Below are 21,615 nucleotides of genomic sequence, written 5' to 3'. Positions count from 1 at the left end.
CGCTTATGCACAAAAAATGCCCCGCTCTCGTGAGTGGGGCATTTTTGTTCTGGTCAGCAAAGATGACGTCTGGCCTGAGCATCAGGTACAATTCCCGGCTATTTTTCAGCGGGCAATCTGCCTGCAGCCTTTTTGAGTGTTGATCCGTGAGTGATTTGAGTCATATCCGCAATTTCTCCATCATCGCCCACATTGACCATGGCAAGTCGACGCTGGCCGATCGATTCATCCAGATGTGCGGCGGCCTTGCCGAGCGTGAAATGGAAGCCCAGGTACTGGACTCCATGGACCTCGAACGCGAACGCGGGATCACCATCAAGGCCCACAGCGTTACTCTGTATTACAAGGCCAAAGACGGCATCACCTACCAGCTGAACTTCATTGACACCCCGGGCCACGTCGACTTCACCTATGAAGTCAGCCGTTCGCTTGCGGCCTGTGAAGGTGCCTTGCTGGTAGTCGACGCCGGCCAGGGCGTCGAGGCGCAGTCGGTTGCCAACTGCTACACCGCGATCGAGCAGGGCCTGGAAGTCATGCCCGTGCTCAACAAGATCGACCTGCCCCAGGCCGAGCCTGAGCGTGTCAAGGAAGAGATCGAGAAGATCATCGGCATCGACGCCACCGACGCCGTCACCTGCAGCGCCAAGACCGGCCTGGGTGTCGACGAAGTACTCGAGCGTCTGGTGCACACCATTCCCGCGCCGACCGGCAACTACGAAGATCCGCTGCAAGCGTTGATCATTGACTCCTGGTTCGACAACTACCTGGGCGTTGTCTCCCTGGTCCGCGTGCGCCATGGCCGTGTGAAGAAGGGCGACAAGATCCTGGTCAAGTCCACCGGCAAGATCCACCTGGTGGACAGCGTCGGTGTATTCAACCCCAAGCACACCGCCACCACTGATCTGAAAGCCGGTGAAGTAGGCTTCATCATCGCCGGTATCAAGGACATCCACGGTGCACCGGTGGGTGACACCCTGACCCTGAGCTCCACGCCCGACGTCGACGTACTGCCCGGCTTCAAGCGTATCCAGCCACAGGTCTACGCCGGCCTGTTCCCGGTCAGCTCCGACGACTTCGAGGATTTTCGCGAAGCGCTGCAAAAGCTGACCCTCAACGACTCGTCGTTGCAGTACACCCCGGAAAGCTCCGACGCCCTGGGCTTCGGCTTCCGCTGCGGGTTCCTGGGCATGCTGCACATGGAAATCATCCAGGAGCGTCTTGAGCGCGAGTACGACCTGGACCTGATCACCACGGCGCCGACCGTTATTTTCGAGCTGTTGCTCAAAACCGGTGAAACGATTTACGTCGACAACCCGTCCAAGCTTCCGGATCTGTCGGCCATCGAAGACATGCGTGAGCCAATCGTGCGGGCCAATATCCTGGTCCCGCAGGAGCACCTGGGCAACGTCATCACCCTGTGTATCGAGAAGCGTGGCGTACAGCGCGACATGCTGTTCCTCGGTACCCAGGTGCAAGTGACCTACGATATGCCGATGAACGAAGTGGTCCTGGACTTCTTCGACCGTCTCAAATCCACCAGTCGCGGCTATGCTTCGCTGGATTACCATTTCGATCGTTACCAATCGGCTAATCTGGTGAAACTGGATGTGCTGATCAACGGCGACAAGGTAGATGCCCTGGCACTGATCGTGCACAAGGACAACGCGCACTACAAAGGTCGCCAACTGACCGAGAAGATGAAAGAACTGATTCCGCGCCAGATGTTCGACGTTGCGATCCAGGCCGCCATTGGCGGGCAGATCATTGCACGGACTTCCGTCAAGGCTCTCAGAAAGAACGTACTGGCCAAATGCTACGGCGGTGACGTAAGCCGTAAGCGCAAGCTGCTTGAGAAGCAAAAGGCCGGTAAAAAACGCATGAAGCAAGTAGGTAACGTGGAAGTTCCACAAGAAGCCTTCCTTGCGGTGCTCAGGTTGGATAGTTAGGTCCTATGTCACTAAATTTCCCGCTGTTGCTGGTTATCGCCGTCGCCGTTTGCGGCCTCCTGGCGTTGCTCGATCTGGTGTTCTTCGCCCCGCGTCGGCGGTCGGCCATTGCTTCCTATCAGGGCAGCGTCAGCCAGCCCGATGCGGTGGTGATCGAGAAGCTGAACAAAGAGCCCTTGCTGGTTGAATACGGCAAGTCGTTCTTCCCGGTGTTGTTCATCGTGCTGGTGCTGCGTTCGTTCCTGGTGGAGCCGTTCCAGATCCCTTCCGGGTCGATGAAGCCGACCCTGGACGTGGGCGACTTTATCCTGGTGAACAAGTTTTCCTACGGGATCCGCTTGCCGGTGATCGACAAGAAAGTCATCGAGGTCGGTGACCCGCAGCGCGGCGATGTGATGGTATTCCGCTACCCGAGCGACCCCAACGTCAACTACATCAAGCGTGTAGTCGGCCTGCCGGGCGACGTGGTGCGCTACACCAGCGACAAGCGCCTGTTCATCAACGGTGAATCGGTGGCCGAGAAGCTGCTGGGCGCCGAGCCGAACACCCTGGGCAGCGCCGAGTTGTACCAGGAAAAACTCGGTGCGGTAGAGCACGAGATCCGCAAGGAAATGAGCCGCTACCGCGCAATGCCTGATGGCCAGTGGAAAGTACCCGCCGGGCACTACTTCATGATGGGCGACAACCGCGACAACTCCAATGACAGCCGTTACTGGGATGACCCCAATATTCCCAAGGACCTGCTGGGCATGGTGCCCGACGAGAACATCGTCGGCAAAGCCTTCGCGGTCTGGATGAGTTGGCCGGAGCCCAAGCTCAGCCACCTGCCGAACTTCTCGCGGGTCGGGCTGATCAAGTAATACAGGCGGCGCTGTGAACACAGCGCCGAATGCTTTTCTGGGGTTTGGACAATTAACCGTCCGGCCCCATGCAGCACCAATCAGGATGTGAATTTGAACACTGCGTCAATCGTCGATGGCCGCCGGTGCCACCAACTAGATATGGATAAACCGTGACCGTTTCTCTAAGTCGTCTCGAGCGCCAGCTCGGCTACACCTTCAAGGACCCCGAATTGATGGTCCTTGCCCTCACACACCGCAGCTTTGCAGGGCGCAATAACGAGCGCCTGGAATTCCTCGGTGATGCCATCCTCAATTTTGCCGCCGGTGAGGCGCTGTTCGAGCGTTTTCCTCAAGCGCGCGAAGGCCAGCTTTCGCGCCTGCGGGCGCGCCTTGTGAAAGGCGAGACCCTGGCCGTGCTGGCCCGAGGTTTCGGCCTGGGCGAGTACCTGCGGTTGGGGTCCGGTGAGTTGAAAAGCGGCGGTTTCCGTCGCGAATCGATTCTGGCCGATGCCCTGGAAGCCTTGATCGGCGCGATCTACCTCGATGCAGGGATGGAGACGGCCAAGGAGCGCGTGGTCGCCTGGCTGGCTTCTGAAATCGAAAGCCTGACGCTGGTCGACACCAACAAAGATCCCAAGACCCGCCTGCAGGAATACCTGCAGTCCCGCGGTTGCGAACTGCCACGCTACGAAGTGGTGGATATCCAGGGTGAGCCCCATTGCCGCGTGTTCTTCGTGGAGTGTGAAATCACCTTATTGAACGAAAAAAGCCGAGGTCAGGGTGTGAGCCGTCGCATTGCCGAACAGGTAGCGGCCGCTGCAGCACTGATTGCCCTGGGCGTGGAGAATGGCCATGACTGATTCAACCGCAACACGCTGTGGCTATGTTGCCATCGTCGGCCGCCCGAACGTGGGCAAGTCCACGCTGCTCAACCACATCCTCGGCCAGAAGCTCGCGATCACTTCGCGCAAGCCCCAGACCACTCGCCACAACATGCTGGGCATCAAGACCGAAGGCAACGTGCAAGCGGTGTATGTCGATACCCCGGGCATGCACAAAGGCGGTGAGAAAGCCCTGAACCGCTACATGAACAAGACTGCTTCGGCGGCGTTGAAAGACGTCGACGTGGTGATCTTCGTGGTCGACCGCACCAAGTGGACCGACGAAGATCAGATGGTTCTCGAGCGCGTGCAGTACGTCACCGGCCCCTTGATCGTCGCGTTGAACAAGACCGACCGCATCGAAGACAAAGCCGAGCTGATGCCGCACCTGACCTGGTTGCAGGAACAACTGCCGAACGCCCAGATCATGCCGATCTCGGCCCAGCACGGCCACAACCTCGAAGCCCTGGAGCGCGTGATCGCCGGTTACCTGCCGGAAAACGAGCATTTCTTCCCGGAAGACCAGATCACCGACCGCAGCAGCCGCTTCCTCGCCGCCGAGCTGGTACGCGAGAAAATCATGCGCCAGATGGGTGCCGAGCTGCCGTACCAGATCACCGTCGAGATCGAAGAGTTCAAGCAGCAGGGCAAGACCTTGCATATCCATGCGCTGATCCTCGTCGAGCGTGACGGCCAGAAGAAAATCATCATTGGCGACAAAGGCGAGCGCATCAAGCGCATCGGCACCGAAGCGCGCAAGGACATGGAGCTGCTGTTCGACTCCAAGATCATGCTTAACCTGTGGGTGAAGGTTAAGGGTGGCTGGTCAGATGATGAGCGTGCGTTGCGCTCACTGGGCTATGGCGACCTTTAAGAACACCGCAGGTCTGAAAAAATGTGGGAGGGGGCTTGCTCCCGATAGCGGAGGGTCAGTCACTTATTTGTTTAACTGACCCACCGCCATCGGGAGCAAGCCCCCTCCCACATTAGGTTGTGTGGTTTTAAAAATTGCATTCCAGCAGTGAGTTCCCATGTCTCAATCCCCACCTCCCAGCCAACTCGCCTACGTGCTGCACAGCCGCGCCTACCGCGAGACCAGCGCGCTGGTGGACTTCCTCACGCCTCAAGGCCGCCTGCGTGCGGTGCTGCGCAGCGCACGGGGCAAGGCAGGTACCTTGGCGCGGCCCTTCGTGGCCCTGGATGTGGAGTTTCGCGGTAAGGGCGAGTTGAAAAACGTCGGCCGCCTGGAAAGCGTCGGCACCTCTGCCTGGCTTAACGGCGATGCACTGTTCAGCGGCCTTTACCTCAATGAACTGCTGATCCGGCTGTTACCCGCCGAAGACCCGCACCCGGCAGTCTTCGATCACTACGCCGCGACGCTGCTGGCCCTGGCTGAAGGGCGCCCCCTGGAACCGCTGCTGCGCGCCTTCGAATGGCGCTTGCTCGACGACCTGGGCTATGGCTTTGAATTGCACAACGACCTGCACGGCGATCCCGTCGCCGCCGACGGCATGTACCGCCTGCAAGTGGATGCGGGCCTTGAGCGCGTGTACCTGTTGCAGCCGGGGCTGTTCCAGGGCAGCGAACTGCTGGCCATGAGCGACGCGGACTGGAGCGCGCCGGGCGCCTTGTCCGCCGCCAAGCGCCTGATGCGCCAGGCCCTTGCCGTGCACCTGGGCGGGCGACCGCTGGTCAGTCGCGAGTTGTTTCGAAAGCCCTGACGTCCCCGTGTATGCTGTGCACCGATTCTTTCCCTTTTCAGGAGCGCTTCCGTGACCACCAGCAATCGCATTCTTCTTGGCGTCAACATCGACCACGTCGCCACCCTGCGCCAGGCCCGGGGCACCCGTTACCCTGACCCGGTCAAGGCCGCGCTGGACGCCGAAGAAGCGGGCGCCGACGGCATTACCGTGCACCTGCGCGAAGACCGCCGCCACATCCAGGAGCGTGATGTGCTGCTGCTCAAGGACGTGCTGCAAACGCGCATGAACTTCGAAATGGGCGTCACCGAAGAAATGATGGCGTTTGCCGAGCGCATTCGCCCGGCGCATATCTGCCTGGTGCCCGAAACCCGCCAGGAGCTGACCACCGAGGGCGGCCTCGACGTCGCCGGCCAGGAAGCGCGGATCAAGGCCGCGGTGGAGCGCCTGTCGAAGATCGGCAGTGAAGTCTCGTTGTTCATTGACGCCGACGAGCGCCAGATCGAAGCCTCGCGCCGGGTCGGTGCCCCGGCCATCGAATTGCACACTGGCCGTTACGCCGACGCCACCACCCCGACCGAAGTGGCCGACGAGCTGCAACGCATCATCGACGGCGTGAACTGCGGGCTCAACGAAGGCTTGATCGTCAATGCCGGCCATGGCTTGCACTACCACAACGTCGAAGCTGTGGCGGCGATCAAGGGCATCAACGAGCTGAACATCGGCCATGCACTGGTGGCCCATGCGCTGTTCGTCGGTTTCAAGGGTGCGGTTGCCGAGATGAAAGCCTTGATTCTGGCGGCTGCCAGGACCTGAGCAAACACAATATAAGCCACAATGAAGTTCACAATGTGGGAGGGGGCTTGCTCCCGATAGCAGTGTGTCAGTCAGCATGTTTTTAGCTGACCCACCGCCATCGGGAGCAAGCCCCCTCCCACATGTTGATCTTTATCGACATCCACAATTGCGCCATGCGGCAATGCGAAGCCTTACTGTTTAGGCGACGCAGGTGTATCGTATCTGCCCTTTGCGGGCCTTGGCCTGCGGCAGATACGTGAGGTTGCTGTGTCCCAATCGTTTTCCCGTCGACAGATCCTCGGTGGCCTTGCCGGCCTGGCAGTCGTCGGTGTGGGCGCCGGTGGCGCCTATCGTTACTGGCTGGGCAAGGTCGCCGATGCCAACGCAGGAAGCGACTACCAACTGATTGCCGCGCCCCTGGACGTGGAACTGGTACCGGGGCACAAGACCCAAGCCTGGGCATTCGGCCCTTCGGCGCCTGGCACCGAGTTGCGCGTGCGCCAGGGCGAATGGCTGCGGGTACGTTTCATCAATCACCTGCCGGTCGCCACTACCATCCACTGGCACGGCATCCGCCTGCCGCTGGAAATGGACGGCGTCCCCTACGTTTCGCAATTGCCGGTGCTGCCTGGGGAATATTTCGACTACCAATTTCGCGTGCCCGATGCCGGCAGCTACTGGTATCACCCCCACGTAAGCAGCAGCGAAGAACTTGGCCGTGGCCTGGTCGGCCCATTGATTGTGGAAGAGCGCGAACCCACCGGTTTCAAATACGAACGTACCTTGAGCCTGAAGAACTGGCACATCGACGAAGAAGGTGCGTTTGTCGAGTTCAGTATCCCCCGTGAAGCGGCGCGGGGCGGCACTGCAGGGCGCCTCTCCACCATCAACGGCGTGCCCCAGGCGGTCATCGACCTGCCCGCTGGGCAAATCACTCGCGTGCGCTTGCTCAACCTCGACAACACCCTGACCTATCGCCTCAACATCCCCGGCGTCGAAGCGCAGATCTACGCGTTGGACGGCAACCCCATCGAGCCGCGCCCGCTGGGCAAGGAATACTGGCTGGGCCCAGGGATGCGCATCTGTCTGGCAATCAAGGCCCCGCCGGCGGGTGAAGAATTGTCGATCCGCAACGGCCCGGTGCGCCTGGGCACCTTCCGTTCGGTGGCCAACACCGATGCGCCTACCCAGTGGCCACCGGCATTGCCGGCCAACCCGGTTGCCGAGCCGGACCTGGCCAATGCCGAGAAACTCAACTTCAATTTCGAATGGGTCGGTTCGGTGTCGGTCAATGTCGAAAACGGTAAGCCACCCAGCCTGTGGCAGATCAACGGGCAGGCCTGGGACATCACCGACAAGACCTGTGCCGACCGCCCGATTGCCAGGCTTGAAAAGGGCAAGAGCTACATCTTTGAATTGAAGAACATGACCCAGTACCAGCACCCGATCCACCTGCATGGCATGAGCTTCAAGGTGATTGCGTCGAACCGCCACAAGGTCATCCCGTATTTCACCGACACCTACCTGCTGGGCAAGAACGAACGCGCCCGTGTGGCGCTGGTGGCGGATAACCCGGGAGTGTGGATGTTCCATTGCCACGTGATCGACCATATGGAAACCGGCCTGATGGCCGCTATCGAGGTGGCGTGATGCGCCAGATTCGCCCCGGCGCGATTATCGACCGCAGCCGCGACCAGGACTTTATGCGCGAAGCCCTCGCCCTGGCCGCCCAAGGCGCCGCACTGGGCGAAGTGCCGGTGGGCGCGGTGCTGGTGCAGGATGGTGCAATCATCGGCCGCGGTTTCAATTGCCCGATCAGCGGCAACGACCCCAGCGCCCATGCCGAAATGGTCGCGATCCGTGCCGCTGCGCAAGCCATCAGCAACTATCGCCTGGTGGGCAGCACGCTGTATGTGACCCTGGAACCGTGCAGCATGTGCGCCGGGTTGATCGTGCATTCACGCATCGCAAGGGTGGTGTATGGCGCACTGGAGCCCAAGGCCGGGATTGTGCAAAGCCAGGGGCAGTTTTTTACCCAGGGCTTTCTCAACCATAAGGTACTGTTTGAAGGCGGCGTGCTGGCCGAGGAGTGCGGCACGGTGTTGAGCGAGTTCTTCAAGGCTCGCCGGGCTAAACCAGCACTCTAAAGAACACTGAGAACAAAAAATGTGGGAGGGGGCTTGCTCCCGATAGCGGTGTATCAGCCATAAATGTGGTGGCTGACACTCTGCTATCGGGAGCAAGCCCCCTCCCACATTTGGCCCTGTGTTTCTTCAGGGAGATCGGGGTTACTTTTTGGCGATGATCACCGCCCGCATCGGCGCCGGCAGCCCTTCGATGGTCTTGCTGTGATCTTCGGGGTCGAGGAAGTCACTGAGCGACTGATATTTCATCCACTCTGTTCCACGCTGTTCCTCAACCGTGGTCACGCTCACATCCACGCACCGCACCTCACTGAAGCCTGCACGGCGCAGCCACAACATCAACGCCGGCACCGAGGGTAGGAACCACACGTTACGCATCTGTGCATAACGGTCTTCCGGCACCAGCACCTGCTGCTGATCGCCTTCCACCACCAGGGTTTCCAGGACCAGTTCGCCGCCCTTGACCAGGGTGTCCTTGAGCGCCAGCAAGTGCTCGATCGGCGAGCGGCGATGGTAGAACACGCCCATGGAGAACACCGTGTCGAAGCCTTCCAGGTTCGCCGGCAAGTCTTCGAACGGGAACGGCAGGTGCCAGGCTTTGGGCTCAGACAGATAACGTTGCACTGCCTGGAACTGGCAGAAGAACAGCCAGTTGGGGTCCACGCCAATCACACTGTCGGCGCCCGCGCCGAGCATTCGCCACATGTAGTAACCGTTGCCGCAGCCCACATCGAGGATGCGTTTGCCCTTCAAGTTCAAGTGCGGCGCAACCCGCGACCACTTCCAGTCCGAACGCCATTCGGTGTCCACATGCACGCCGAACAGGTGGAACGGGCCTTTGCGCCATGGGCTCAGCCCCATCAGTGCCGAGTGCATCCGGGCGCGGGTTTCGTCGTCGCAATCGGTGTCCAGCATCAGGCCGTTCAACAGGTCGACTTCGTTGGGCTGGATCTTCGGCAGTGCGTCCAAAGCACTCTGCCAACGCTCGAGGTCGCCGTGACCTTTTTCCATCTTGCTGTCGAGCTGCGCTTGCAGGCCCTGGGCCCAAACGGCCAAAGGAGTGCCGACCAGATGGCGGGCGAGGGGGGATAAATCAATCATGGCAAGGCAATCAACGAGGCAAAGTTAAGACACTGGAACCACGGCACGACTTTCGAGAACCCGGCCGCCAGCAGGCGTTCGCGGTGTTCTTCGAGGCTGTCGGGTTTCATGACGTTTTCGATGGCGCTGCGCTTCTGGGCGATTTCCAGTTCGCTGTAGCCGTTGGCGCGTTTGAACGCGATATGCAGGTCGGTCAGCAGTGCGTGTTCTTCAACATCGTTAAAGCGCAGCTTTTCCGAGAGGATCAACGCCCCGCCCGGCAGCAGCGATTGGCGGATACGCCCGAGCAACGCCAAACGTTCGTCAGGGGCGATAAATTGCAGGGTGAAGTTCAGCGCTACTACCGAGGCGGGCTGAAATTGCAACGCGAGGATATCGCCCTCGATCACCTCGACCGGCAGCAACTCCTGGAACATCGAGTCCTGGCCGTTGAGGTATTCGCGGCAACGTTCGACCATCGCCGCCGAGTTGTCCACCGCGATCACCCGGCAGCCATCGGTGCGCACATGGCGACGCAGGGCTTGGGTCACGGCACCCAGGGACGAGCCCAGGTCATACAGCACGCTACCCGGCTGGGCAAATTGCGCGGCCAGCACGCCGAGGTTCTCGACGATGGTCGGGTAGCCCGGTACCGAGCGTTTGATCATGTCCGGGAACACCCGCACCACATCCTCGTTAAAGGCGAAGTCCGGCACCTGGGGCAGGGGCTGGGCGAATAGGCGATCGGGTTCTTTGCTCACGGTTGTTCCGGCGACGAGGGGGAAAGGCCGGCATTTTAGCCAAGTTGGTCGTCGGATGCGCGGGTTGTCTGATGGAAAGCTGAGGCGGTGATGCCCCATTGCCCGAGCCAATAAGTGGCGATCAACAAATAGGGCGCCGCATCGAAGGCCAATACAAACCGGTTGATACCGATCAACGTATCGGAAAACACAAACGACACCGCACCCGCTGCCGCCAGCAGTGCCGAGCGTTGCGGCACCGCGCTGCCCAACCTTGCCAATGCACGCCAGAGCATGGCGCTGATCACCAGCGCGTAAACCACCACCGGTATCAGCAACTCGCCTAAACCGTGGGAGATCAGGATGCCCAGCAGGATCGCCCCGACAGCCAGGGCCAGCACCAGCGGTACTATTGCCAGGCGCCGACAGTCGCTGAAATAGGCTTTGAGGTAAGCCAGATGCGCAAACAGAAATGCGCCCAGGCCAAAGATAAACAGGTCCCCCGGCCAGGCGAGCAATACGTCGCCCACCACGGAAAAAATCAACCCCAGGCTGATCCAGCGTCGATAGTCGGTAGGCGGTGCGTCATGCAGCCAACCCAGCAGCGCCAGAACCGGCAGTGGCTTGACCAGCAGGCACAGCAGCGTCGCGTGAGTCGCCAGGCCGTAGATAAAGGTACCGGCGCCCATCAAGGCAAGGATCAGCCAAGGCATATCAGTTCACCGTAATGGCGCAGTCAAAGGTTTCGACAGGTTCGGCTTCCGGCTCCCAGGGTTGCTGGGAGGTCAGGCGCAAACGGCCTTGCCCTGGGGCGAATGCCTGGAAGCGCCAGGTCGATTGACCACCGCCGCCGATCACACCGGATTCGGTGCTGCTATAGACCTCGGGGCTTAATGCGCGCAGAACACCGCCAGCCGAATCCTGGATGGCCCAGCGGTAGCCGGTGGTGGGATTGCTGGGCAAGGTGAGGATCAGGTTTTGATTGGTTTTAAGCTGGAGCGGGCAGGCGCTCTGGTTGTCCACGGTGACGTTTTGCTTCGGTGCACTGGCGCACGCGGCCAACAGGGCAAGGCTCAAGGGGAGAAGCAGGCGGGCAGCGGTCATGGAGGCTCCGTTTATACACGACGAAGGGCGAGCATAACCGAAGATGAGGCAGGATATGTGTCGCGGCCACTCACGCCATCGGGGGCAAGCCCCCTCCCACATTTGACCGCGTTGTCATTCACGACGCCGGTTCCCTGTGGGAGGGGGCTTGCCCCCGATGAGGCCGGTTCAGGCGCTAGAGCTCTATCAGAACAGCACCTTCGCCACATCCGCAAAGCGCTTGGCGAAGTGCACTGTCATGCCTTCCTTCAGGTACTCCGGCAGCTCTTCAAAGCTGCCACGGTTGGGCTCCGGCAGGATCAGCTCGTGGATCTTCTGGCGCCGCGCCGCAATCACCTTTTCACGCACCCCGCCAATCGGCAGCACATGCCCGGTCAAGGTCAGTTCGCCGGTCATGGCCACGCCTTTCTTTGGCGGCTGGTTGCGTGCCAGCGACAGCAGCGCACTGGCCATGGTCACACCCGCACTCGGGCCGTCTTTCGGCGTGGCGCCTTCCGGCACGTGCAAGTGAACGAAGGCTTCGTCGAAGAACTTCGGATCACCGCCAAACGACTTCAGGTTCGAGCTGATGTAGCTGTAGGCGATTTCGGCGGATTCCTTCATCACTTCACCCAACTGCCCGGTGAGCTTGAAGCCGCGATTGAGCGTGTGGATACGCGTTGCTTCAATCGGCAAAGTGGCGCCGCCCATGCTGGTCCAGGCCAGGCCGGTGATCACGCCGGTGCCGGACAGCACCTGCTCGTTACGGAATACCGGCATCCCCAGGGAGCTTTCCAGGTCCTTGTTGCCGATCTTGATCACGCTGTCGGGCTCATCCAGCAGCTTGACCACCGCCTTGCGCACCAGTTTGCCCAGTTGTTTCTCCAGCTGACGCACCCCGGCTTCCCGCGCATAACCGTCGATCAACGCACGCAGCGCGCCGTCGCTGATGGTCAGGCTGTTTTTCGCGACGCCGGCTTTTTCCAGCTGTTTGGGCCACAGGTGGCGCTTGGCGATGGCGACTTTTTCTTCGGTGATATAGCCCGACAGGCGAATCACTTCCATGCGGTCCAGCAACGGGCCAGGAATCGAGTCCAGGGTGTTGGCGGTGCACACGAACAGCACTTTGGACAGGTCCAGGCGCAGGTCCAGGTAGTGGTCGAGAAATTCGACGTTCTGCTCCGGGTCCAGGGTTTCCAGCAGCGCCGATGCCGGGTCGCCCTGGAAGCTCTGGCCCATCTTGTCGATCTCGTCGAGCATGATCACCGGGTTCATGACTTCCACGTCTTTCAGTGCCTGCACCAGCTTGCCGGGCAGGGCGCCGATGTAGGTGCGGCGATGGCCCTTGATCTCGGCCTCGTCGCGCATACCGCCGACGCTGAAACGGTAGAACGGTCGGCCCAGGGACTCGGCAATGGATTTGCCCACGCTGGTCTTGCCCACGCCCGGCGGGCCCACGAGCAGCACGATGGAGCCGGCGACTTCGCCTTTATAGGCGCCCACCGCGAGGAATTCGAGGATGCGACTCTTGATGTCATCCAGGCCCGCATGGTGCTTGTCCAGCACCTTGCGCGCGTGTTTGAGGTCGAGCTTATCCGCGCCGTATACGCCCCACGGCACCGAGGTAGCCCAGTCCAGGTAGTTGCGCGTGACGGCGTATTCCGGCGAGCCCGTCTCAAGGATCGACAGTTTGTTCAATTCTTCATCAATGCGTTTTTTCGCCTGGGCCGGCAGCACCTTGCCTTCCAGGCGCTGCTCGAACTGCTCGACGTCCGCACTGCGGTCGTCCTTGGTGAGGCCCAGCTCCTGCTGGATGACCTTGAGCTGTTCCTTGAGGAAGAATTCGCGCTGGTGCTCGCCGATCTTGCGGTTCACTTCGGCAGACAGTTCTTTTTGCAGCCGCGCCACTTCGACCTCTTTGCGCAGCATCGGCAGCACTTTTTCCATGCGCTTGAGCATGGGTACGCAGTCCAGCACTTCCTGCAGCTCATTACCTGTCGCCGAGGTGAGGGCGGCGGCGAAGTCGGTGAGCGGCGACGGGTCGTTGGGGCTGAAGCGGTTGAGGTAGTTCTTCAACTCTTCGCTGTACAGCGGGTTGAGCGGCAGCAGTTCCTTGATCGCATTGATCAACGCCATGCCGTAGGCCTTGACCTCGTCGGTGGGCTCGCTGGGCTGATGCGGGTATTCGACCTCCACCAGGTACGGTGGGCGATGGTGCTTGAGCCAGGTTTTGATGCGCACACGGGTCAGGCCCTGGGCCACGAATTGCAGCTTGCCGTTCTCGCGGCTGGCGTGGTGCACCTTGACCAGGGTGCCGTACAGCGGCAGGGCCGAGGTGTCGAAGTGCCGCGGGTCTTCTGGTGGCGTGTCCATGAAAAACAGGGCAAGGGAGTGGTGGTCGGATTTGCTCACCAGCTCCAGGGTCTCAGCCCACGGCTCTTCATTGACGATCACCGGCAGCACTTGCGCCGGGAAAAACGGCCGGTTGTGGATCGGGATGATATAGACCTTGTCCGGCAGGTTCTGCCCAGGAAGCGCCAGGCCGGTGTTGGACGAGGAGGTTTCTGCGTTTTCGGGGTCGGCGTAATCGTTGAGGTCGTAATCAGGGACGTCTTGCTGGTCGCTCATGGGGCACCTGCATAAGGGAGTATGCAGGTTAGATGGGGCGGGGGAGCGGTGGTTTCAATGGTGGGGGTGAGATAGCAACATATTGCATGAAATTACCAAAATGACGCTGTCTCAGTGCTTTAGTCAATAATATGACGCTAGCGGTGCCGTATTTATTGGGTTTACTTATGCCTTGTCCAAGCTAATCTAGCCTAAACAAAATTCTCTTTAAGGATGGACGTTTTTTTGACGCCAGCTCAGCAACCGGCAGGGATGCATATGAGAGACGCAACGCACCGCACAGAACGCCGAGCGCGGCCGGCGGGTGCGGCATTGCAGTGGCGTCACACCTTTCAAACCCGGATTGCCGGAGTACTGGCGCTGTTGTTGCTGGTGGTCGTGGCGGCCACGTATTTCGCCGTCAAGGCCGCTACTACCCGCGCCGTGGAGAACCAGGCCCAGGTGCAGTTGGACACTGGGCGGCAGGTGTTCGAGCGCTTGTTGGACCTGCGCGGCCGCCGCCTGCAATATGGGTTGGACTGGCTCACCATCGATGGCCCGTTCAAGCAGGCCGTGGCCGGTGGCGCAACTGTGCCGATCCTGGAGGCCCTGGGACGCCACGGTACGGGGGTCAATTCCAGCGAAGTGTTCGTGTTGGGCCTGGATGACAGGGTCATGGTCAGTACCTTGCTGGCGATGACGCAAGGGGAGGCGTTCCCTTATGCCAATGCATTGCGCAGCGCGCGCCGCAGCGGCCAGCAAATGCTGATCGTCGCCATGGCTGGGCGCCCCTACTTGCTGGTGCAGAAGGAAGTCCTTGAACCCGCGCCCATCGCCCGAGTGATCATGGGCTTTCCCATGGATACGCAATTTGCCCATGAGTTGCGCTCCATGAGCAACCTTGAGGTGTCGTTTCTCAGCGTACAAGGCGGCCATGTCGGCCAGCTCTTCACGACCCAGCCGGGCAGTTTGCGCCCGAGCGTTATCGACCTGCTGCTGGGTACGTCAATCGATCCGCAGGCGCGGGTCCAAGGGTTCCATGGCCAGCGCGTGCTCAGCCAGGTGTTGCCCTTGGCCAATAGCGGCGAAGGCGATGAAGTGCGCGTGTTGCTGCAAAGCCCGCTGGACCACGCCCTGGAATCCTTCGCACCGCTGGACCGGCAGTTTCTGGTGATTGCCGTGGCGGTGCTGTTGGTCTCGCTGGGGGCGGCGTTATTTCTTGCGCGGCGTGTATCACGCCCGCTCAATGCATTGGTGCGGGCCGCTGAGCGGATCGGCGCCGGTGACTACCACACGCCGGTGCGGGTGCGCAGCCACGATGAGTTCGGCCTCTTGGCCCGCGCTTTCAATGCCATGCAAAGCGGCATCGCCGTGCGCGAACGACAGTTGGCCCATAACGCTTTGCATGATGCGCTCACCGGCCTGCCCAATCGCGCCCTGGCCATGGAGCGTCTGGGCAGTGCGATCAGTGCGCGGCGGCCGGTGGTGTTGCTGTACCTGGGGATTGAAAACTATCGGGTCATCAACGAAGGCTTCGGCCCCCAGGGTGTGGAAGAAATGTTGTGCGAAGCCAGCCGCTGCCTGTCCATGAGTCTGCTGGCCAGCGACACCGCCGCGCGCATTGCCGGCAGTGAGTTTCTGCTGTTGCTGGAAAACACCGAAATCGACTCCGCCGTCGCCCGTGCCGACCGCGTATACGGGCTGCTGACCGAACCCCAGCGCATCGGTAACGATGAAGTGCGTCATGAAGTGAGCATCGGTATTGCCGCGTATCCCGCAGACGGTCAGCAGGTCGAGGAACTGATCAACCGCGCCGCCATCGCTCGGCATGACGCGGCCACCATGCCGGGGCATTTGCAGATCTACCAGCCTGATCGCGACCTCGCTCACCAACGCCAGATTACCCTGATCCGCGATCTGCGCCGGGCGGTGGTCGAAGGCGAGTTGTTCCTGTGCTATCAGCCCAAGCTCGACCTCAAGCACGGCCATGTGGGCCAGGCCGAAGCCTTGTTGCGCTGGCAACACCCGACCCTTGGGCAAGTGTCGCCCACAGAATTCATTCCCCTGGCCGAACGCACCGGCAGCATGGGGCCCCTGACCTTATGGGTGATTGAAGAGGCCATCCGCCAGATTGCCGAATGGGCGCTGCGTGGCCTGGTGATTCAACTGTCGGTGAATATCTCGGTGAACGACCTGGTCGATGACGACTTGGCCATTCGCGTCACTGCGCTATTGATCCAATACGAGGTGAGCGCCGAGCATTTGCTTTTCGAAATCACCGAAAGCGCCATCATGCACAATCCACAGCAAGCCCTCAGCGTGCTGGAACAACTGCGCGGCTGCGGCATCAGCCTGTCGGTGGACGACTTCGGTACCGGTTACTCATCACTGGCGCAGTTGCAGCGCCTGCCGGTACAGGAGTTGAAGATCGACCAGTCGTTCATACGTAACCTCGACAGCACCAGCGGCGACGGCGTGATCGTGCGCTCCACCATCGAGATGAGCCACAACCTGGGCCTCAAGGTCGTGGCCGAGGGGGTGGAGTTCGAGCACAGCCTCACCCTGCTCAAGCACTGGCAGTGCGACACGGCCCAGGGCTACCTGATCAGCCGGCCACTGAATGCCATGGCGTTCGAGCGCTGGATGCGCCGTTCGCGGGTGTCGACCTAAGAATACGTTTGCTCGACCAGGCTTTGCAGCCGCGTCCATAACCGTTCGACATGCTGGCGCTCGGTGCCCAATGCACCGATGGACACCCGCACCATCCAGCGCTCTTCGAGGAGGGCAGGGGTGACATAGGCATGACCGGACTGGTTGAGTTTTTCTGCCCAGGCCCGCGTGTGCTGATCCAGCGCCTCACCGTTCAGCCCTGGCGGTTCATGGCGAATACACAGGGTTTGCAGGGCTGGCGCGGCCACCAGTTTCCATTGCGCGCTGCTTTCGATCTGTTCAGCCAGCCAGCGTGCATTGGCCAGGTCGCGCCTCAGCCGCGCCTGTAAGCCGCTGACGCCTTGTTCGCGTATCAGAAACCACAGCTTCAGGGCGCGGAAGCGGCTGCCCAATGAAATCCGCCAGTCGCGGTAGTTTCTGACTTGGCCGTCGGCACTGGACTGCAAGTAGCTCGGGTTGGTGGTCATGATGCGAATCAAATGCTCGGGGTCGCGCACGAAGTACACCGAGCAATCGAAGGCCGCGCCCAGCCATTTGTGCGGGTTGAGCACCAGGGAGTCGGCTTTTTCGATGCCCTGCCACAGTGCCCGGCATTCCGGCAGGATCATCGCAGCGCCGGCCATCGCCGAGTCCACATGCAGCCACACACCGTGGCGTTGTGTCAGGTCGCCAATCGCATCCAGAGGGTCGATCGCCATGGCGGCTGTGGTCCCGGTGGTAGCAATTACTACGCAGGGGCGATTGCCGGCGGCCAGGTCCTGTTCGATGGCGTGCGCCAATGCCTGGGGCGACATTGCATTGTGTTGGTCGGTGGCGATGGTGCGGATATGGTTCTGGCCGAATCCGGCCAGGATCGCCGCCTTGTTGACCGAGCTATGGGCGTGGGCTGAGGTGTAGACGATCAGGGGGGCGCCGCTGTTTTGCAGGCCGTCATGCATCAGCGCGTAATCGGAGCTGCGCTCCCTGGCGCTGATGAGGGCCACCAGGGTGGAGGTTGACGCGGAGTCCTGGATCACGCCGCTCCAGGCGCTGCTCAGGCCGAGCATGTCGCGCAGCCAATCGGTGGTCACTTCTTCGATTTCGGTGAGGGCCGGGCTGGATTGCCAGGACAAGCCCACCACACCCAGGCCAGTGCTCAGGCAATCGCCCAGCACCGAAGACAGCTCCACGTTGGAAGGGAAGAAGCCGAAAAAACTCGGATGCTGCCAATGCAGCAGCCCGGGCATGATCAGCTTTTCGACATCGCCCATGATCTGTTCGAACGGTTCGGCGCTGTCAGGCGGGCTCGCTGGCAGGGCGGCCTTGATTTCGCCAGGCACCGTGGTGGGCTGCACGCCGCGTTGCTCGATGTTTTCTCGATAGTCTGCGATCAGGTCGATCATGGCGTAGCCATGGCGACGGAATTCTTCGGGGGTCATAAAAAGATGTCCATTTGCAAGAGGGTTAAAAGTATCAGCACCAGAAATAAAACGGTTTGCCAGCGGTATAGCCGATAAACGACTGCATGCTGATACGTTTGCCCGATTCGAATCCGCAAATGGCATGGGGACGGCGAGTATTGATGATCACCAATTCGTTCTTGCGCGGCTGGATACGCAACGGCTTTTGCAAGCGCTCCTCGGGTAGCTGCGCACCTTCGAAACGCTTGACCTCGGCATAGGCAAAGGCCTCGGTATCCCAGATGATCAACTCTCCGCCTGATGGCGGCGTTTCCAGATAAATATTGGCGCTGAATTGGTGTTCCAGTTCCGCGATCGACAGGGGCAGGCAATCAACATGGGGAACCGTTTCCGAGAGGTGCGCCGTCTCGGGAAACATGGCGCGGATAATCCCGCAGAACATCGGTTGGCCCTGGAATGCAGCGGCTTGTGCGCCTTGCGGCCAAATGCTCTGGAACTGCTCCATCAAGTCTTGAATGGGCGGTTGTTGCGGGGCGCAAATACGGTCGATCAGGCTGCGCATATGGGCAGCGTCAGCGTAATACTTGCGTTGGGCATCACTGCCCGCAACCTTGCCATAGGTGGAATTGAACGGCGTGCCCCAGCGATGCACGCCATAGAAGTGCTGTACGACGTGCCCGCCCTCGTAGGTTTCGTGGCTGTATTGTTCCAGCGTGGCGGTTTCGCTGATGCTCTGAATCAGCCGTGCGCTGGTTTTTTCGTTGGCGAAGTCGGGCACTCGAATGGCAAGCACTTGCCCGCTGATCAGCTTTCTTAAACTTGGACTGTCGAGTTGTTCCAGTTCCAGGATTTTTGTCGAGATACAAAGGTTTGGTTGTACAGCGCTATGGTCCGTCATAGTGAAAAGCTCCATTTAAAATTTCATCCGTGCGCCTAGGTATTGCGTAAGCGGTGCGCGAGCTAAAGCAATCTCGAGCGGGAGGCTAAATCATTTTTGCGCAGTTAAAACCTGTCAACCATGACAGGTTTGGATAGATATTTGCCATACCCGCTAGCATCCTGTGGCTGATGTACAGGACACGGATATAAAAAAAGGCGGCTACTGTGAGGTAGCCGCCTTTGCTTTTATCGCCGGTGCTGCTTAATCCGGCAGTTTGAACGCCATCACATAGTCACCCTGCTTGGTGCCCAGGGAGCCGTGACCGCCGGCCATGACCAGCACGTATTGCTTGCCGTCCTTGCCGGTGTAGGTCATCGGGGTGGTTTGCGCGCCTGCTGGCAGGCGGCCTTCCCACAGTTGCTTGCCGTTTTTCACGTCATAGGCACGCAGGTACTGGTCCAGGGTGCCGCTGAGGAACGCGACGCCACCGGCGGTGGTGAACGTACCGCCCAGGCTAGGCACGCCCATGGTCAGCGGGATCGGGACCGGCGAGCTGTCACGCACGGTGCCGTTCTTGTGCATCCAGATGGTCTGGTGGTTGGTCAGGTCGACCGCTGCCACGTAGCCCCACGCTGGCGCCTGGCACGGCAGGCCCATCGGCGACAGCAGTGCTTCAAGGATCACACCGTACGGCGCGCCTTTGTTCGGCTGTACGCCTTCGGTTTCGCTGACGCGTGGGCCTTGCTTGGCGATGTCGGCTGCCGGGATCAGTTTCGATTTGAACGCCATGTAGCTTGGGTTCACGAACGCGATCTGACGCACCGGGTCAACCGAGATGCCGCCCCAGTCGAACACGCCGAAGTTGCCTGGGTACACGATCGAGCCTTGCAGCGACGGCGGGGTGAATGGGCCGTCGTAGCGCATCGACTTGAAGTCGATCCGGCAGATCAGTTGGTCGAACGGCGTCACGCCCCACATGTCACGCTCCTTGAGGGGCGGCGGCATGAAGTTCAGGTCGGACTTGGGTTGGGTCGGGGAGGTGCGATCACCAGCCACTGCGCCTTGCGGTACAGGGATTTCGTTGATCGGAACCACTGGCTGACCGTTGCTGCGATCCAGCACGTAGATGCTGCCTTGCTTGGTCGATGCCATCACCGCTTGCTTGACGCCGTCAGCAGTCTTGATGTCGATCAGCGAAGGCTGGCCGCCCACGTCCATGTCCCACAGGTCATGGTGGGTGAACTGGAAGGTCCACTTCACGTGGCCGGTGTCGATGTCCAGAGCGGTCAGGCCCGCTGCGTATTTCTCGGAATCATCGGTACGGTCGCCGCCGTACTGGTCGGGCATCTGGTTGCCCATCGGCAGGTACAACATGCCGAGTTTTTCATCTACGGCGAACATGGACCACATGTTCGGCGAGTTGCGGGTGTAGGTCTTGCCCTCGGCCAACGGGGTGGTGTCGTCCGGGTTGCCGCTGTCCCAGTTCCACACCAGCTTGCCGGTGTGCACGTCGAACGCGCGGATCACACCGCTAGGCTCGTCGATGGAAACGTTATCGGTCACATGACCGCCGATCACCACCAGGTTCTTGGTCACGGCCGGTGGCGAAGTGGAGTAGTAGCCGCCTGGGGCGAAGCTGCCGATGTTGGCGCGCAGGTCGACTTGGCCTTTGTCACCGAAGTCTTCGCACATCTTGCCGGTGTCGGCGTTCAGGGCGATCAGACGAGTGTCGGCAGTCGGCACAAAGATGCGTTTCGGGCAGGCAGTCGGTGCCGCAGCCGGGCTAGCGCTGCCAGTCGGGCTCTGTTCGGAAGCGTAGGCGGCGTCATCGTGATACGACACGCCACGGCAGGTCATGTGCGCCCAACCCTTGAAGTTCTCGGCGCCCTGGCTGCTGATCTTCGGATCGAAGCGCCAGATTTCCTTGCCGGTGTCCGGGTCCAGCGCGATCACCTGGCTGTGCGGCGTGCACACGTAGAGCATGCCGTTGACTTTCAGCGGGGTGTTTTCCGCGGTGGTTTCACCCGGATCGTTCGGCCCCGGGATATCGCCGGTGCGATAGGTCCACGCCGGCACCAGTTTGTGGGCGTTTTCCGGAGTGATCTGTGCCAGTGGCGAGTAACGGTCGCCGAAGGCCGAACGGCCATAGGAGTTCCAGTCGCCATCGGCTTGGGAGGGTGCGGCGTTGGCCATGCCGGGTACCGCGTCGCGGTCCAGTTGGCCGGTCTTGACCATTTCACCTGGGTTGGTGAACTGGCTGGCCAGGGCGGTTGCGCCCGCCAGCACCACGGCCACGCTCAGCGCGCCAGTGCCCAGCGGCGCGGCTTGGCCACGCAGCAATGGCCGGCGAAACCACGGCAGCAGCATGACGATGCCCAGGGCGAACAGCAGGGCCAGGCGCGGCACCAGTTGCCACCAGTCCAGGCCCACTTCCCACAGGGCCCACACGGTGCTGGCGAACAACACCAGTGCATACAGGCCCAGCGCAGCGCGGCGGGTAGCCAGCAGCAACACGCCGGTCAGGGCAATGCCGATACCGGCCAGCAGGTAGTACAGCGACCCGCCGAGCATACTCAGCTTGACGCCGCCGGCCAGCAAGGCCAGCCCCATGATCAGCAGCAAGACCCCCAGCAGCCTGGGCAACAGGCGGCTTGGGCTTGAGGCACCATCAGTGCTCATAGTGTGTTTCTCCGTTACGTTGGAATTATGTAACCCCGTGCTTCACTCACTGTAGATGACGATTCGGCTCGGGCTTGGTTCATCGTTATTTTTGGTTTTTTCTGTGGATAACTCGGTTATCCACAGGCGGGCAATAACCCCCCCGGCGCTGGTCGATTCAAGACA

General features: G+C 60.7%; 17 protein-coding genes. 9 read left to right on the top strand and 8 right to left on the bottom strand.

The annotated features are described in order from the left end of the window. Positions 1-146: 146 nt before the first annotated feature. The 8 genes from lepA to tadA all read left to right on the top strand — a co-directional run bounded on the left by lepA (position 147) and on the right by tadA (position 8,314). Positions 147-1,946, top strand: coding sequence for a translation elongation factor 4 (lepA, locus tag E4P00_RS10550; protein WP_032877619.1), 1,800 nt, complete (start codon positions 147-149; stop codon positions 1,944-1,946). A gap of 5 nt (positions 1,947-1,951) precedes the next feature. After that, on the top strand, positions 1,952-2,806 hold the full coding sequence (lepB, locus tag E4P00_RS10545) for a signal peptidase I (RefSeq protein ID WP_032877618.1): 855 nt from the start codon (positions 1,952-1,954) through the stop codon (positions 2,804-2,806). A 152-nt stretch (positions 2,807-2,958) separates the two neighbouring features. Further along, positions 2,959-3,648, top strand: a complete 690-nt coding sequence (rnc, locus tag E4P00_RS10540) for a ribonuclease III (RefSeq protein ID WP_005785145.1) — start codon at positions 2,959-2,961, stop codon at positions 3,646-3,648. Continuing rightward, the gene (gene era, locus E4P00_RS10535) at positions 3,641-4,543 is read left to right on the top strand and encodes a GTPase Era (RefSeq protein WP_005785147.1); all 903 of its coding nucleotides are present in this window, start codon (positions 3,641-3,643) and stop codon (positions 4,541-4,543) included. The genes rnc and era overlap by 8 nt, the downstream gene beginning before the upstream one ends. A 157-nt stretch (positions 4,544-4,700) precedes the next feature. Beyond that, the gene (gene recO / locus E4P00_RS10530; protein WP_005785148.1) at positions 4,701-5,390 is read left to right on the top strand and encodes a DNA repair protein RecO; all 690 of its coding nucleotides are present in this window, start codon (positions 4,701-4,703) and stop codon (positions 5,388-5,390) included. A 51-nt stretch (positions 5,391-5,441) separates the two neighbouring features. Beyond that, entirely contained in the window at positions 5,442-6,185 is a 744-nt protein-coding gene (gene pdxJ, locus E4P00_RS10525; protein ID WP_032877617.1) for a pyridoxine 5'-phosphate synthase, read from the top strand. A gap of 249 nt (positions 6,186-6,434) precedes the next feature. Then, complete coding sequence (locus E4P00_RS10520) at positions 6,435-7,817, top strand: multicopper oxidase family protein (RefSeq protein ID WP_032877616.1); 1,383 nt, start codon at positions 6,435-6,437, stop codon at positions 7,815-7,817. Then, the gene (gene tadA / locus E4P00_RS10515) at positions 7,817-8,314 is read left to right on the top strand and encodes a tRNA adenosine(34) deaminase TadA (protein WP_216090793.1); all 498 of its coding nucleotides are present in this window, start codon (positions 7,817-7,819) and stop codon (positions 8,312-8,314) included. Before E4P00_RS10520 ends, tadA begins: the two co-directional genes overlap by 1 nt. A gap of 141 nt (positions 8,315-8,455) precedes the next feature. Here tadA and cmoB read toward each other — a convergent pair whose 3' ends face one another. The 5 genes from cmoB to lon all read right to left on the bottom strand — a co-directional run bounded on the left by cmoB (position 8,456) and on the right by lon (position 13,842). Beyond that, entirely contained in the window at positions 8,456-9,412 is a 957-nt protein-coding gene (cmoB, locus tag E4P00_RS10510) for a tRNA 5-methoxyuridine(34)/uridine 5-oxyacetic acid(34) synthase CmoB (RefSeq protein ID WP_248131371.1), read from the bottom strand. Then, positions 9,409-10,152 (bottom strand): carboxy-S-adenosyl-L-methionine synthase CmoA, encoded by a 744-nt coding sequence (cmoA, locus tag E4P00_RS10505; RefSeq protein WP_078820363.1) that lies wholly within the window; start codon positions 10,150-10,152, stop codon positions 9,409-9,411. Before cmoA ends, cmoB begins: the two co-directional genes overlap by 4 nt. A gap of 35 nt (positions 10,153-10,187) precedes the next feature. After that, positions 10,188-10,844 (bottom strand): lysoplasmalogenase, encoded by a 657-nt coding sequence (locus E4P00_RS10500; RefSeq protein WP_103733385.1) that lies wholly within the window; start codon positions 10,842-10,844, stop codon positions 10,188-10,190. Position 10,845: 1 nt separating this feature from the next. Continuing rightward, the gene (locus E4P00_RS10495; protein ID WP_078820365.1) at positions 10,846-11,235 is read right to left on the bottom strand and encodes a protease inhibitor I42 family protein; all 390 of its coding nucleotides are present in this window, start codon (positions 11,233-11,235) and stop codon (positions 10,846-10,848) included. A gap of 186 nt (positions 11,236-11,421) precedes the next feature. Then, positions 11,422-13,842 (bottom strand): endopeptidase La, encoded by a 2,421-nt coding sequence (lon, locus tag E4P00_RS10490; RefSeq protein WP_032877610.1) that lies wholly within the window; start codon positions 13,840-13,842, stop codon positions 11,422-11,424. Between the two features lie 312 nt (positions 13,843-14,154). Between lon and E4P00_RS10485 the strand changes: the two genes are divergently transcribed. Beyond that, entirely contained in the window at positions 14,155-16,491 is a 2,337-nt protein-coding gene (locus E4P00_RS10485) for a GGDEF domain-containing phosphodiesterase (protein ID WP_078820366.1), read from the top strand. On the opposite strand, the gene E4P00_RS10480 is transcribed toward E4P00_RS10485, so the two are convergent. The 3 genes from E4P00_RS10480 to E4P00_RS10470 form a co-directional block, all read right to left on the bottom strand. After that, a complete protein-coding gene (locus E4P00_RS10480) occupies positions 16,488-17,909 on the bottom strand; it encodes a pyridoxal-dependent decarboxylase (RefSeq protein WP_248131369.1) in 1,422 nt (473 codons plus the stop codon). The genes E4P00_RS10485 and E4P00_RS10480 overlap by 4 nt on opposite strands. Positions 17,910-17,943: 34 nt before the next feature. After that, positions 17,944-18,789, bottom strand: coding sequence for a 2OG-Fe(II) oxygenase (locus E4P00_RS10475; RefSeq protein ID WP_032877604.1), 846 nt, complete (start codon positions 18,787-18,789; stop codon positions 17,944-17,946). A 243-nt stretch (positions 18,790-19,032) separates the two neighbouring features. After that, complete coding sequence (locus tag E4P00_RS10470; protein ID WP_032877602.1) at positions 19,033-21,450, bottom strand: glucose/quinate/shikimate family membrane-bound PQQ-dependent dehydrogenase; 2,418 nt, start codon at positions 21,448-21,450, stop codon at positions 19,033-19,035. Between the last annotated feature and the right edge of the window lie 165 nt (positions 21,451-21,615).

This window comes from Pseudomonas sp. B329 (assembly GCF_023127835.1).
GTDB classification, from domain to species: Bacteria; Pseudomonadota; Gammaproteobacteria; order Pseudomonadales; family Pseudomonadaceae; genus Aquipseudomonas; species Aquipseudomonas synxantha_A.
Note: the sequence above shows the minus strand (reverse complement) of the source record. Positions and strands in the feature narration are given on the sequence as shown.